The 14,636-nt window shown below is 54.3% G+C and carries 12 protein-coding genes; 6 read left to right on the forward strand and 6 right to left on the reverse strand.

The features are described from left to right. Positions 1-4 precede the first annotated feature (4 nt). Together QSJ80_RS06400 and amrS are read right to left on the reverse strand one after the other, a co-directional pair. The gene (locus tag QSJ80_RS06400; RefSeq protein WP_285763578.1) at positions 5-1,177 is read right to left on the reverse strand and encodes an efflux RND transporter periplasmic adaptor subunit; all 1,173 of its coding nucleotides are present in this window, start codon (positions 1,175-1,177) and stop codon (positions 5-7) included. Between the two features lie 141 nt (positions 1,178-1,318). Continuing rightward, on the reverse strand, positions 1,319-2,458 hold the full coding sequence (gene amrS / locus QSJ80_RS06405; protein WP_285763579.1) for an AmmeMemoRadiSam system radical SAM enzyme: 1,140 nt from the start codon (positions 2,456-2,458) through the stop codon (positions 1,319-1,321). A gap of 99 nt (positions 2,459-2,557) precedes the next feature. Between amrS and amrB the strand changes: the two genes are divergently transcribed. Together amrB and amrA are read left to right on the forward strand one after the other, a co-directional pair. Next, positions 2,558-3,367 (forward strand): AmmeMemoRadiSam system protein B, encoded by an 810-nt coding sequence (gene amrB, locus QSJ80_RS06410; protein ID WP_285763580.1) that lies wholly within the window; start codon positions 2,558-2,560, stop codon positions 3,365-3,367. After that, positions 3,364-3,945, forward strand: coding sequence for an AmmeMemoRadiSam system protein A (gene amrA, locus QSJ80_RS06415; RefSeq protein WP_285763581.1), 582 nt, complete (start codon positions 3,364-3,366; stop codon positions 3,943-3,945). The genes amrB and amrA overlap by 4 nt, the downstream gene beginning before the upstream one ends. Positions 3,946-3,989: 44 nt before the next feature. Here amrA and QSJ80_RS06420 read toward each other — a convergent pair whose 3' ends face one another. Together QSJ80_RS06420 and QSJ80_RS06425 are read right to left on the reverse strand one after the other, a co-directional pair. Then, positions 3,990-5,228, reverse strand: coding sequence for a hypothetical protein (locus QSJ80_RS06420; protein ID WP_285763582.1), 1,239 nt, complete (start codon positions 5,226-5,228; stop codon positions 3,990-3,992). A gap of 166 nt (positions 5,229-5,394) precedes the next feature. Continuing rightward, complete coding sequence (locus QSJ80_RS06425) at positions 5,395-6,909, reverse strand: dipeptidase (RefSeq protein ID WP_285763583.1); 1,515 nt, start codon at positions 6,907-6,909, stop codon at positions 5,395-5,397. Positions 6,910-7,203: 294 nt separating this feature from the next. Between QSJ80_RS06425 and QSJ80_RS06430 the strand changes: the two genes are divergently transcribed. Next, a complete protein-coding gene (locus tag QSJ80_RS06430) occupies positions 7,204-8,091 on the forward strand; it encodes a DUF5829 family protein (RefSeq protein ID WP_285763584.1) in 888 nt (295 codons plus the stop codon). Between the two features lie 10 nt (positions 8,092-8,101). Here QSJ80_RS06430 and QSJ80_RS06435 read toward each other — a convergent pair whose 3' ends face one another. Beyond that, positions 8,102-8,560, reverse strand: coding sequence for a zinc-binding dehydrogenase (locus QSJ80_RS06435; RefSeq protein WP_285763665.1), 459 nt, complete (start codon positions 8,558-8,560; stop codon positions 8,102-8,104). Next, the gene (locus QSJ80_RS06440) at positions 8,457-8,951 is read right to left on the reverse strand and encodes an alcohol dehydrogenase catalytic domain-containing protein (RefSeq protein ID WP_285763585.1); all 495 of its coding nucleotides are present in this window, start codon (positions 8,949-8,951) and stop codon (positions 8,457-8,459) included. Before QSJ80_RS06440 ends, QSJ80_RS06435 begins: the two co-directional genes overlap by 104 nt. Positions 8,952-9,153: 202 nt before the next feature. On the opposite strand from QSJ80_RS06440, the gene QSJ80_RS06445 reads away from it, so the two are divergent. The 3 genes from QSJ80_RS06445 (at position 9,154) to QSJ80_RS06455 (ending at position 14,058) form a co-directional block, all read left to right on the forward strand. Then, positions 9,154-9,945, forward strand: coding sequence for an OmpW/AlkL family protein (locus tag QSJ80_RS06445; protein WP_285763586.1), 792 nt, complete (start codon positions 9,154-9,156; stop codon positions 9,943-9,945). Between the two features lie 305 nt (positions 9,946-10,250). Further along, positions 10,251-11,150: a DUF5829 family protein gene (locus tag QSJ80_RS06450; protein ID WP_285763587.1), complete on the forward strand. Its 900-nt coding sequence runs from the start codon at positions 10,251-10,253 to the stop codon at positions 11,148-11,150. A gap of 2,254 nt (positions 11,151-13,404) precedes the next feature. Beyond that, on the forward strand, positions 13,405-14,058 hold the full coding sequence (locus QSJ80_RS06455; RefSeq protein WP_285763588.1) for a recombinase family protein: 654 nt from the start codon (positions 13,405-13,407) through the stop codon (positions 14,056-14,058). Positions 14,059-14,636: the final 578 nt, after the last annotated feature.

Consider the following 14,636-nt stretch of genomic DNA (forward strand, 5'->3'; position numbering starts at 1 on the left):
GCCCTTATTTTTGTGCGAGCTGGATGATGGGCTGGACTTCCATACCGTCAACCAGGTTGGCGACTGTAGAGGTGACGACGCGTTCTCCGCTCTCTATGCCTGAACCAATGACAATGCGGTTTTCGGAAGTAGACAGTACTTCGACTGTGCGGATATCGAGGCGGTTTTCCTCATCTATCACGTAGATCTTGTCGGCATTGCGCAGCGCATCTCGCGGCAGTACCACCGCCTGGCGAGCGCGCACACTTTCTGCTTCCGCAGTTACGTAGAGGCCCACAGCGAGTGGTGCACCGTGTCGGGCACCGCTACCGTAAGGGTCTTTGACTTCCACGATCGCGTAAATCAGTCGGGTTTCACGATCGACGGCGGCCTGGGTACGAACTATCCGGCCTTGCCACTCGCGAGGGCTCGCGCCAATGGTTGCGGAAAGCGTTACTTGTGGCCCCGGACTGTCCTCTGTTGCTACAAACCCCATTGGAAGTTCCAGTTCCAGCAGTTGTGCATCTGTCAGCGGCAGGCGGATTTCGACACGATCGGTCGAAAATACGCGGCCCAGTACCGTATTCGGGGTGACATATTGGCCTACGCCGACATTGCGCTGGATCGCCCTGCCATCGAACGGCAACGTGATTTTGGTGCGGGCAAGGTCGAGCTTGGCGTCCGCCAGCTCTGCCTTGGCGGAGCGCAGGCGTGCCTCCGCTTCCTCAACCTGGGGCTGATTTACCTGGAGCGGGGTGGGCGTCTTGTTGGGATGGGCCGCCAGCCACTGTTTGCGCTTGATCTCGGCGGCAGCTTTGGCCTGTAGTAGCAAGACTTCGGCCTGGGCGACACCCGCTTCCGCGCGAGCCATTGCGAGGCGGTAATCCGAATCATCCAGTTCGATCAGCGCCTGTCCTGAAGCAAAGCTGGCGCCCTCCGCGAAGTGCTCTGAAATAGCGGTTACGCGCCCGCCAACCTGCGCGGTGAGGTCGATCTCTGTATGCGCGCGCACTTCCCCCTGCGTGGCAACTGCGAGGTGCACAGACTCTTCACGTGCTGTGGTGTAGAGCAGTGATACCGGGCGCTGCTCTTCCTGTTTTTTCTCCGGGGCAGGTTTTGCTGCCGCCAGTAGCTGAACCACTGAAAACCCCATGGCGAGCACCAGCACTGGTGCTCCAGCCTTTATATATTTCTTCATTTCCCTAATCCCGCTAGGCCTGTCTCGGCTACTGAATGCAGCCGGAATCAGTCATTGTTCCCTCAATAGATGCGCTGCGACCGTGCTTTGGATGCACCGGCTGGATTTTTTTCGTCTTGCGTTCCGGGGAGGAACCTGGCGTCAGCTGGCCGGCGATGTGTGTATACGAACGGGTTGGCGTCTTGCGCCCCAGTCGCCAGGGGTACCAGCAAAGACGCCCGCGCAGGGCGTATCGCACCGGTTACAGGTGCCCTTGTCGGTCAGATTCCAGTCACTCAACTGATACCAGTCCCTGCCAATAAGGCTATTACCGCAGCTGTGGCAGTAGGTGGTCTGCCCATCCGGGTCATGCACGTTGCCGGTGTAGGCGTAGCGCACCCCGTTTCCGATCGCGATTTCACGGGCCTGCCTGAGCGTGGCTGGCGGGGTAGAGGGCGTATCCTGCATTTTCCAATCCGGGTGAAAGGCACTGAAATGCATTGGCACGTCCGGGCCTAGCGCCTCTACCACCCAGCGGGTCATGGCTTCGAGCTCCTCGCGGCTATCGTTCCAGCCTGGAATGATCAGGTTCGTGATCTCGAGCCACACATCCGTTTGGTGTTTCAGATAGCGCAGGGTGTCCAGTACCGGTTCCAGGTGCGCGCCGGTCAGTTTGTGGTAAAAGTCCTCGCGGAAACTCTTAAGGTCCACATTGGCGGCATCGATGCTGCGATAGAACTCGGCGCGGGGCTCCGGGCAGACGTAGCCGGAAGTCACGGCCACGGAGCGGATGCCTTTTGCCCGACAGGCCCTCGCGACGTCGATGGCGTACTCGTGGAATATCACCGGGTCGTTGTAGGTGTAGGCCACACTTTTACATCCGAGTTTTGCCGCAGTTTCTGCGATTGCCTCAGGGCTGGCAGCGTCGGCGAGGGTGTCCATTTCGCGCGACTTGCTGATATCCCAGTTCTGGCAGAACTTACATGCGAGGTTGCAGCCGGCCGTGCCGAAAGAAAATACCGGGGTGCCGGGAAGGAAATGGTTGAGGGGTTTTTTCTCGATCGGATCCACGCAGAAGCCACTGGAGCGACCGTAAGTAGTGAGGACGATACGCCCATCCAGGTTTGCACGGACAAAGCAGAGGCCGCGCTGTCCGGGCCTCAGCTTGCAGAATCGCGGACACAGGTCGCACTGTTGCCGACCGTCTTCCAGAGTGTGCCAGTAGCGGGTGTCGACCACATTGCGGGGATCGAGCCCCAGGTCGGTGATGTCAGTCGCTTGAAGGGCGTGTGCCTGTGCCATAAAAATGACTCGATGGGCGAAGCGAGTGTGCTTATCAGGGCTGGGTTCAGACCGGTGCTTCACCTTATAAAAAGGTTAGTGTGGTCAAGAGCGGAAATCATGACTCAGGTACGCAATCCCGCAGTGGCCGGTACCTTTTATCCGGGCGATGCCGGCGAACTTCGGCGGGTGCTGCGGGGCTTTCTTGCTGATGCTGCACCCGAAGCTGGCCGGCGCCCCAAGGCGCTGGTGGTGCCCCATGCTGGCTATATCTATTCGGGCACGGTAGCGGCCAGCGCATACGCCACATTGCGGCCATACGCAGATGCGATACGAAGGGTCGCGCTGTTCGGACCCGCGCACACCATGGGTTTTGTTGGGCTCGCCACGTCCGGAGCCGATTTTTTCAGTACCCCGCTGGGCGATATCCCATTAGACCGGGAGATAATTGCCAGGCTTGAATTGTTGCCGCAGGTTCGCAGGCTGGATCAGGCCCATGCGCTCGAGCACAGCCTCGAGGTACAGCTGCCGTTTCTGCAGGAAACCCTCCGTGACTTTACCCTGGTTCCCATTGTGGCGGGGGATACCGGAGTGGAGGCGGTGGCGGAAGTGATTGCTCAACTCTGGGGTGGGGATGAAACCCTGATCCTGATCAGTTCCGATCTGAGTCACTACCTGGACTATGCCACGGCCTCGAAAATGGACCGGGCAACTTCAGAGGCAATTGAAGCGCTGGATGGCGCCAGAATAGGAGCGGGCGACGCGTGCGGTCGTGTTCCACTGCGCGGTTTTTTGCAGGAGGCACATCAGAGGGCGCTTCGTTGTCAGACCCTCGATCAGCGCAACAGTGGAGATACCGCCGGTCCAAAAGACCGGGTTGTTGGGTATGGCAGTTACCTGTTTTGGCAGGAAGAAGTTGGTGAGCCGTGACCGGGTATAAGATCCAGAAAGAGGAGCAGGAATTGCTGCTTGCTGTTGCGCGGGAATTCATTGAGTCCGGCGTGACTGGTATCGCAAGAATCGAGCCCGTTGTTGCCGAGTACCCTGTAGCGTTGCAGCAACAGTGTGCGAGCTTTGTGAGCATCAAGCGAGGAGATGAACTGCGGGCTTGCCTCGGTACTGTAGAAGCGCACCGACCTCTTGTTTCGGACGTGGCCAGTAACGCGCATGCTGCGGCGAGCCGGGATCATCGCTTTGCACCCCTGGAGGCGTGGGAACTTGCCACTCTGCAGGTGCAGATCTCAGTGCTCTCGTCCGCGCAACCAATGGAATTCACGACGGAAGAAGAACTGCTGGCACAGCTGAGACCCGGCACGGATGGACTGGTGCTTGAGGCGGGGTCTGCGCGCAGTACTTTCCTGCCGGTGGTTTGGGTAGCCTTGCCGGATCCGCAAGACTTTCTGCGTCAATTGAAATTAAAAGCGGGATTGCCGGGAGATTATTTCCCCGCGGAACTGAGGGTCAGTCGCTACACGACAGAATCCTTTGCTGCCCCCTATGCGAGCTAAAAGCATGATTGCTAATGTGCAATTCAGGGTAAAGGCAATGACTATTAGTCATTGCCTGCAAGAAACTTCCTGTCCAGTTGCGGCACGCGGTTGCCTGCGGCTTCCTCGACGAGCGCGCGAAACTTTTTCAGCGTCACTTCGCCACGCTCAGCGGCCAGGGCGGTGACCACGTCATCGAGACTGCGGTTGCCATTGCTGGATTTCTGGATAGTCTGGTCGATCTCGTGCAATACGACAGTAGCCCGCGCGGTAACCGGCCCTGAAGAACTTTTAACCAGCAGGTTGGGCGACTCCGTCCCCCATTTTGCGAGATTCTCAAGCGCTTGCTGAAAGCGCCGTTCACTGATGCCTCCGCTCCGGCGCAGCGTCTGCAGCGAGTAGTACTCGGCGATACCCTCAACGATCCAGTCGCTCTCCTTGTCGCCGCGGATGCCTGTTCCCACATGAATCAACTCGTGCAGTATGCTGCTGGTACGGTTGCCGGAGATCAGCGGCCGGTCGGCGTGCATAAACAGGGACCGGGTTCCGGAGAGTCCGCCGCGCCACATGGGGTCGCGGGCCATGACGATCAAAAGTTCTTGAGGGAATTCCGGAAACACTTTTTTCAGGTCCGGTAGCGTCCAGCTCAGAAACGCCAAGGTGTCTTGCCTCCGTACGCCCTTGCCAAGAGGTGCCGCGATTACCGTGCTGGTGCCATCGATCACATCCTGCCGGCTGCCGATTTCCCCGGCAATCATCCAGCCTTTGGGGCGAATAAAGCGGCGACCAGGATCTTTAAGTTCGAAATCCCCGCGCTTGTTTTTGCTGTAGGGTGCAAGCACGCTCCATTCGCCAGGCAGCTTCATTGCCAGCGTTGCCCGCGATTGCAGGCTTCTCGCCGCGCGGGCTGAAATTGGCGGAACCAGTTTATCGCTGCGAAAAATAGCCCACTTATTAGTGATGCGAGAGTCATATCGTCCGGAGGCTTTGATTTCGTCGATTACAAAATCGTAAGTAAGGGTCGAAGTGCCGGGATTCGGCTCCCAGATAACTTCGTCATTGTTGATTTTTACTCCGCCCGAACTCGTAACATTTTTGTGGCGCTCAGGATCTACGTGCAACGTCAGACGGCTCGGCAGCTTTGCGCCTTTTAAAGTAATGGAGACACGCGCAACTTCGTTTCCTGCCTCTAGCTGCGCCTCGTACAGGATGTCGTAGTACTTGATGCGGTCATCACTGGCGGCAAGCGCCATATTGGAAGCGATGAAGGCAACGCTCAGTATTGCGCGGAAAATCCAGGGCATTGATCGGAAACTCTACTTGTAATGCTTATGGAGTAAATTATGGGATTGACCACATCAACGAGGTCTTCTGTTGAGACAGTGCCGAAGCGTAACAGTGCCATTTAGTTGAGCAAAGTTTATAGCAGCGGCAGGTAATACCTAGCGTGATACCATTCGTTTAAATCTGTCACAAGTTGGCAATCTCTATCATCATCGCAGTGTACATTTTCAAGTTGAGGCGGAATTGCTCCTCGGTGATGAATTCGTGCTCTGTATGCCCGGTGTAAATCTGACCTGGCATTGAAGGGCCAAAGCTAATCGCGTCAGGTAGCAGTTTGGCATTGGATGAGCCGCCGATAGCGATGGGCTTGGCATCTTCCATCCCTGAAAAGTGACGAAAAACCGCCAGCAGCGGTTGAATGTGGCCTGCATCCTTAACGATCAGGGGCTCTTCATCCAAATCGATTTGGATGCCGGCTAATCGGGCACCGCTGTGCTGTTGCCAGTTAGAAAGGGCCGTGCGTATTTCACTTTCTAACTGCTTGGTCGCCTTGCCGGCGGGCCTGCGGAGATTCAGGTAGGTTGTGAGGCCGTTCAGTCCGGGCTTGACCATGGTTACCGTGGCCGTCAGGGGGCCCATAAAGTCATGAGTGTAAGCAATATCGCCAAACTTGGCCCCTTCGACACCGGTTCCCACCAGCTGGTTCAAGTAGTCCACGGTCGCCCCGGCTGCGTTGTTGGGCCACCGTCGGGCACCCAGAGCCGCCGCCAGGAAGGTGATCGCGTTGATGCCATGCTGTGGCTGGGCGCTATGTGCGGATTTTCCTCGCGTCGTTATGAGCCAGCGATCCCCGTCCTGACGAAACTCATACTTAATGTTTGATTGTGCGGCGGCGCGGGACCGGATTGCGGCTTTCAGCTGCGGGTCGGCATTGATGACAGTGGCATGGGCCTCATCGGGCACCTGACCGCGGAAATAGCCACCGTAAAACTCGGCGAGGTAGGGGCCGTCCTCGGGAATCGACTCGGTGTCTATCGCCGTTACCTGTACTTCACCCCAGCCTTTCTCTGCGGTTACTACCGGGTACACGGCATCGATGGTGATGCTGTACTGAGGGACGGGATAGTTCTCCAGAAATGCTCTGAGAGGCTCCCAGTCGGATTCCTCGGCAAGGTAAATCAGCAGCTCAACGCGACGCTTCAGGGCTAGCTCGCGATCCTGAATGGCCTTCATGGCATAAAGGGCGGTGGCAATTGGCCCCTTATTATCCTCGGCACCGCGGGCGATTAACTTGCCGGGCTCACTTTGGGTATCAAGTGAAAACGGGCTTGCTTCCCATTTGGCCGGGTCGGCTGGCATTACGTCGCCATGGGTTAGGATGCCCACCTTCTCTTTACCGCTACCTATGGCCACGATAACTACATGGCCATGGTCTTCGTATTCAAGCCCGAGCGCTTCGGCGTGCTGAGCCAGGCTGCTCTTGAAACCGACGAATTCTGGGTTTTGATCGAGTGATAGCTTGGCAGAGGCAACCGTTTGGTATTCGACCAGCTCCGCCAGAGTGTCTGTCATGGCTTGCGCATAGGTTTCGACCGCATACGCTGCCGTTTCCTTCGCGGTATCGGAAACCTGTGCTAGGGCGAGAGCCGATAGTAATCCCAGTAGCGTTACAAATACCGAATTGATCAAGGCTTGTTTCATTACTCTTTCCATTATTGGCCGGTCGAAGGGCGCTAGCCGGTGCCTTTGGTGTTTTTTCGCAGGTGCTGAGAACGAAAAAAGGTGATAAAACCGTTTTTCGATCGTATCTTGCCCAAAATATATTTGCTAACAGTTTGTGGCATAGGGTGCCATGGGTACGTCTTTATGACCTGTCTCGTTGACAACATAAAATATTGTCGCGACTATTTCACCTCCGATATAACAAGTGAGCACATTCTGGGTAGTTGACGTTGTGCGTAGCTCTCGACTGCTCGCATATCTGGATGGGACATTATGAATAAGTGGATCTTATACGCTGTATCTGCGGTATTCGCAGCGTCGGCTTCAAATACCCTTGCGCACCCCAAGCAAATCGCCTTCCTGAATCACCTATATGCCGTGGTTGATATTGAGACGGTGAATGCGATCGAGCAGTCCAGCTACTTACCGGGTTTCATTGACTACGAAAAGCTGACCGTAACCGCCGATGGCGAGGAAAGCTGGACTGGCCGTTATCTGAGCGGCAGATCGACGTATATCGAGTTCTTTAGTCCGGGTGATGTGGCAGGTGGGGAGTTGGGGAATATCGGACTTGCGTTTGGTACCGAGAGAGTTGGCGATATCGTGAGAATGGCGCGTCATATGCGCAAGGATGACGCGCGTTTTTCACGGGAAATGCGCAAGCGAAGTTTCGATGGGGAGGAGGTTGACTGGTTTCATGACCTCGGATTGAAAATGGAAAATACCGGCGCGGAATTCTGGGCCATGGAGTATGTTGCTGATTATATGGATCACACTGCGGCGAATAAGGAGCTTGCCGAAGGTGACTGGGACCGGATTAGTCGGGAGCGATACCTGAATGATAACTATCGCGGGAAACTCGTCCGGGACATTGCCTATGTAGCTTTCCATATCGATAAGGCGAGCATCCAGGAAGCAATGCCGCTCATTCTGGCAGCTGGATACGAAGTCGTGGAGGGCGATGGATTAACGCGCCTGCTCGGACAAGAAGCAGAGATCGATCTTTTCCATGCCGAGGGCGGGAAACGAGGATTGGGCAAGCTTGGGTTTGCCCTGAATCGTGCAGTGACAGGGCAGCACCTGGAGCGTATTGGCAATTCCGAGCTCCGCGTTGGCCCTGGTGAAATAGCTACCTGGACATTTGAGTTGCAAGAATCGTAGATAGTCCGGCTTAACATGTCGCCTTTCCGCTACGCAGGTGCTCGAACGCATCGTTGACCTTGCTCATTGGGAAGTGCTCATTGATTGGGGCGATATTGTGCCTGGCGGCGAACTCCAGCATCCGGCGTATGACCACCGGTGCGCCAACGGGTGAGGATCCCACAGACAGCTGGCTGAACATCATGTGCGGCAGCAGGTTGATATCCAGTGGTGCAGTTACGGCGCCGGGCATCTGCAGTGCACCGCGGGGCTTGAGCGTTGCCAGAACCGCATTCCAGTCCATCTGTACATTGACCGTGGACAGCACCAGATCAAAGCGGCCTGCCGCTTTTTTAATCGCTGCCGGGTCGCGCGAGTTGACGGTGTCATGGGCGCCCATCGCAAGTGCTTCCTCCTGCTTGGATTCGGAAGTGAAGGCCGTGACATGGCAGCCCCAGGCGTTTGCGAATTTCAGGCCCAGGTGACGCAGTTCGCCTTTGCCGAACGAAGTCGGCGAAGCCGCCATGGCGGGCGGCAATGGTGGGTTGCGCGCTGCCGCAGAGATTGTGGTCGCCGCCCATGCACTGGTCGCAGGTCATGCAATAGCCCGCATGCCAACCGAGCCCCACTCGGTCTCCTACAGCCAGATGGGTGACCTGCTCACCAACGGCCGCAACGGTCCCGATCACCTCGTGGCCGGGAACCAGCGGGTATTCCGCCATGCCCCATTCGTCGTCCAGCATACTGAGGTCACTGTGGCAGATGCCACAGGACTCGACTGCAATATCCACCTCATCCGATGCGATTTCAACGAGCTCAAACTCGAATGGCGCGAATTGTCCATTGGCTTCGGTTGCAGCGTAGGCTTTGACAGTGCGCATGGTGCTTCTTCACCCGGCTGGTCCATGAGTATTTGGGCTGGAGTATAGACAGCTAGCTGGGGTGGGATTGGGCGCAGGGAAAGGGAGCGACCGTAAGCGGGTCATGCGTACTATTCTGGCGTCTAAAGCTTACTGTTTTCGGTAAGTCGAAAATGGGTGAATTACACTTTTTATTTCATGGGTATAAAAGGAGTTGCCTTGAATGAAAAGGATGTTCAAATTTGCGCCAGTTCTGGCGCCGCTGGCTTTGGCATTTAGCAGTACCGTCTCGGCGAACGGCCTCGGCCTCACCGGGCCGCAGGACTTTATTGTCCGTGCTGGCGGATATTATATTTCCGCAGGAGATGACAAGGTCAGCTTTGTCGATGATACCTTCGAGAATTTCGACGGGTTTCGCTCTACGGTCGACCCGGGTTCCGAGTGGGGCTGGTATCTCAACCTGGAGTGGCAACCGATTGAGCACTGGGGCATCGAACTTGGCTATATGGACGGCGACAACCATACCAGCACGCACGCGGACGACTTTTTTTCACTGGATCTCGATGATCTTGAAGATGTCGAATATCGTGATGTCGCCCGGTTTGATGCTGATATCACTACCCTGAGCCTGAAATTCTACCCGCTCGATGAGAGCTGCCTGGTTCAGCCTTATGTGGGTGGTGGGATTAGCTATACCCACTTCGGCGAGCGTGGGCCCAATAACATAGTGCAGGATGACCTGGCTGAATTTGGCCTGCGCGGCGACTTCGATCTGGGGTCCTCCTGGGGCTATACCTGGCAAGCGGGAGTTGATTTCAATTTCGGACACGACAGCGCCTGGCTGCTGAACTTCGCTGCGGTTTACACGCGAGCCACGACAGATATGCGGTTGCAACTTTTTGATGACGTTCCGCCGCCCGCGGATGTAGAGCCGATTTTTGAGTCCTATTCCGGGGATTACATCTATGATCCGTGGATGCTCAATCTGTCAGTAGGGTACAAATTTTCCTTCTGATGCGCGAAATCCGGCAGTGGGCGCCTCGGCGCCCATGCTTTCATCATTAGAATTTGCTTTTATATGCCTGATGCGTATGGTCTGAATATCTCTAGGTCGCGGCAGAAACTTATAAATGTCTGAAATCGCATGTACCCGGTTGTTGCTTGGAAGCATGAATTAGAATGCAGGATGAGTCAGGTGCAAGGTGACCTGAATAGATTTTTGGCTGTTTTCTGTAGTAATTTATTGGTTTAACTGAAGATATTGTTTTTATTTCGCTCGTTGGCCATTTGTGCAGAGCTCAAAAATAAGGATAGAAGGTCATGAGTAAATGGATGTCGTTAGTTGCGTCGATAGTACTCTCTGTTTCTGCAGCAAATATTTACGCTCACCCTAATCAGGTTGCGTTTGTAAATCATCTTTATGCGGTTGTTGACCGTGAGACTATCGATGCTATCGAGCAGTCTAGCTATTTGGCTGATTTCATCGATTATGAAAAGAAAACGGTGAGGGCGGATGGCGGTAGTAGTTGGACCGGTCGATACTTTACAGGTAAATCGACATATATAGAACTCTTCGGCGCAGGTGACCTTAAGGGAGGCATACCGGGTGCGGTCGGGCTCGCTTTCGGAACTGACCGTATCGGCGATGTCGATAAAATAGAGCGTCATTTAGAGAGGGATGGCGCTAATTATTCTAGGAGTTTGCGCAGCCGCAATTTCGATGGGGAGGAGATAGACTGGTTCCATGCTCTCGGATTAGAGGTCGAAAACAGAGGGGCTTATTTCTGGCTCATGGAATATGTAAAAGAATATTTAGACCATCCTGCGGCCGAAAAAGAAGTTGCTGAAGGGGAGTGGGATTTAGTCAGCCGTGAGAGATATAACAGCGATGATTATCGTGGAAAGCTTGTCCAAGACACGAGATATATCGCCTTCCACGTTTCCAGGGAAAGTATCCCTGATTCAATGCCACTGTTTCTCGCTGCTGGGTACAATGTCTCTGAGGGTGAGGGGGTGACACGCCTGATAGGCCAGGAAGCAGAGATTGCTCTCTTTCACTCCGAAGGTGGTATGTATGGATTGGCAGAGCTTAGGTTTATCTTGAACCGTTCAGTTGCGGACCGGCATATTGAGCGCATAGGTAGCTCGGAGCTTGTTGTAGGTCCAGGAAAAACGGCCATATGGAAATTTGCGTTGCAAGAGCCTCAGCTCGAGAATTAGGGATCTCTAAATAGACCCCAAAAGTATCAACCTCTTTCAGGACGGGGCAGCAAATAAAAAAATCCCCATGCTTTCGGTCAAGGTGAGGTGCTTTTAGTAGGTACCGGTCGGGATGCGCTTCGCTTCGCTCGCGGCTCTACGGCGTTGCACGCCTCCGAGTCGAACAGAGTTAGAACAAACCCCTGTCATCGGATACAAAAAAAGCCCCATGCTTTCGGCCAAGGTGAGGTGCTTTTAGTGGGCTACCGGTCGGGATGCGCTTCGCTTCGCTCGCGGCTCTACGGCGTTGCACGCCTCCGAGTCGAACAGAGTTAGAACAAACCCCTGTCATCGGATACAAAAAAGCCCCATGCTTTCGGCCAAGGTGAGGTGCTTTTAGTGGGCTACCGGTCGGGATGCGCTTCGCTTCGCTCGCGGCTCTACGGCGTTGCACGCCTCCGAGTCGAACAGAGTTAGAACAAACCCCTGTCATCGGATACAAAAAAAGCCCCATGCTTTCGCATGGGGCTTTTTTTGTATGTGGCGGTGAGGGAGGGATTCGAACCCTCGATGCCTCTGTACTTTTCTCTGCTATCTAAAAAGCTTTGCTAATCAATAGCTTATGGCAATGTCGATTGGCGTTAGTTTCATTTTGTGTAGCATTATGATGCCATTTTATGTAGCAAATTGATAGCCTCAGGAGTCGGAAGGAACCCATTGCTACACAACTTTTCAGTAGCTAACAGCTCTCCTCGAATTCTTGTAGTCGAAGTTGTCAATCGATCCCGGTCCATACGATTGGCGACAGTTGTGACATCTCCACTCTTGGTTGCCTTCATCTCTTAGCGTGAATAATTTGTCATGCTGCTCGTGACATGGCAGGCAGAACGGACCGGCTTCAGACCCATCTTGGTTCAACATGTACCGCATGTAATCTCGGTCAACCCTTTCTCGCTTATCCCTCATGTACCACTTAGCGAACGCCGGTACCCAACTAAGCGTATAGCCCAGCAGCGTAAAAACTCCCGTAACCAAAGCTACCCAAACTTCCATCGACACCCCCCATCCCTAGTTAATCCATAACAAACCTCAAGCCTATCACCACCCAAGGAACCATATGAAATCAGAACATAAACGATGCTCCCAGTGCGGAGAGAAGAAACAACATAGCGAATTTAACCGCAACGGAACAGGAGGCCTCAGGACTGCCTGTAGAACCTGCTACAACTTCAGGAAGAAGTGGGAGAGGGCAGGACGTCTAGCTGTCCTCGGTACGCCCACGAGAGCGACAGGACGTCACTACGACCACCCGTTGTACCCAACCTGGAATGCAATGCTGTACCGCTGTAACAGTACCAACAGCAATTCCTACCGATGGTATGGAGCGAAGGGCATCAGAGTCTGTGAGCGTTGGCAGGACTTCTGGAACTTTGCTGAAGACATGGGAGAGAAGCCGAGCAGCGTTCACACGCTAGATCGTATCGATAATGCCGGTGACTACTGTCCTGAGAACTGCCGCTGGGCAACTCCCAAGGAGCAGGCGAACAACAGGACATCCAACAGACTGTGTCAGGTATTCGATGAGACCAGGAGTTTCAAGGAGTGGGCAGACTTGGCAGGGATGTCACATCAGAGGCTGAGACATCGTGTGGACAACCTCGGGATTGGTCTCGAGGCTGCCCTGTGTGGTGGTTAATTCTTGTCAGCGCGTAAATTGGAATAGTGGATAACCCAGTAGGCGGTAGCTCCTACGACCCCCGATATTAGTACGGCCAATCCCCATACGACTGGCCCAACGAATTGCGGCATCTCGGCAGTTTCGCTGTGCAGTTTTTCGCTGTCTCGGAAAATAGCAAGCGCGAGTGCCACATGGACGACTACGCTGGATACCATTATCACCAATGCAGCCAATTGCATTCCTGGGAGGCTAATACCTGAAATACTCATCCTTGTTTCCTATTTAGGTTCTTGAACGATCGTATTGGAACTCGGCGTGACCGCGATATCACAGAAGGAAACCTTAGGCTTTGATCAGGAATACGTAAAGGGACGCAAACTTTCTAGCTGCAAAAATTTCTCCCCAAGACCTCAATCTATAAAAGGCTGAGTTCCCCCCGTGGGGTGCCTCCTTTACATCCTCAAGACCTCCTCAGCACCCGTAACATCCCCCGCATTTACTGGCTGCAACGGAACCCTACGTAGGTTGAGTATGTTGCAAGGCCTGTCCTTCTGTGTTTTTATAATGCCGACAACCAGCAAGGACAGGCCGATAGCAATGATCAAGTACGTCATCTACCGTAGAGTATCTACAGCACAGCAGGGCGCCTCAGGCCTTGGTCTGGAGGCTCAGGAGCGGGACATTGATATCTTCCTCAATCAGTATTCAGGCCAGCCCTACACAATCCTCGGCACCTTCACGGAGGTCGTTACCGGCAAGGACACTGGAGCAGTGAAGGAGGAGCGGCAGAAGGCGATTGATCTCGCAAGGCGTAACAAGGCTGTCCTGCTGGTGGCCAAGCTCGACAGGCTGTCCCGTGACGTTGCTGACATCGCGACAGTGATCAAGACAGTGGATGTGAAGGTTGCCTGTATGCCTCACGCTGACAAGTTCCAGCTGCACCTGTATGCCGCTCTGGCTGAGCAGGAGAGGGAGTTTATCAGTCAGCGTACCAAGCAGGCTCTGGCCGCTGCTAAGGCTCGTGGCGTAAAGCTGGGAGGCAAGAGAGCAGGGCATAAGGCTAGTAATGAGGCAGTCAAGAAACAGGCTGACGAGCGAGCAGAGAAGCTGAGGGGTATCGTTAAACCGCTGGTTGCTGCAGGTATGACTACGAGAGAGATTGCTGACGAACTGAACAGGGCTGGGCTGCGTACTGTGCGCGGTAATGAGTATCAGTCAATGACGGTGAGCCGACTGATCAAGCGGTTGTGATTCCTGAGGAATCTACAGGTACTCGTAAGCCAGGACACCGGCAATGATCATCCAGAACAGCGGGGTGCCGATGACGCCCATGATTGCTCGAGCCAAAACGTAGTGCATGCCTTTCCCTCTCATTGTTGTTCTTGCCCACATTATACCAGATCGTTGTCTTGCCATGATGGTTAGCTACTGGGTTGAACAGATGGATGCTGATGCCAGGAAGCTGGAAGAGGCCCGTTTGGAGGATGCTCTAGAGGCGGAACTACGTACCTTTGTGGAGCATGCAGGAGGAATATCGTTGCCTAAGAAGTCCTGGGTAGACTGGTAAATCGATCAGCCGCGCCTATGGAAGAAGAATTGGAAAGGAATGATTAAGATTCCTTAGGAGTGTCTCAGATTGCCTGGGAACACCATTCCCCTCTTCATACCTCTTGCTCATTGCTTGTCTCCTACCTTCCTTAGCATTCGCCAGGATTGCGTAGGCAATGGTGGTAGCAGTAATCAATAGAGGTATCTTCCAAGCTGCACTGGGTTGTGTACACATCTCTTTGTTCCTGTAATTCAATTGGTGATAACCACCTGCTGAAGTC

Source organism: Biformimicrobium ophioploci (genome assembly GCF_030270605.1).
GTDB classification, from domain to species: domain Bacteria; phylum Pseudomonadota; class Gammaproteobacteria; order Pseudomonadales; family Cellvibrionaceae; genus Biformimicrobium; species Biformimicrobium ophioploci.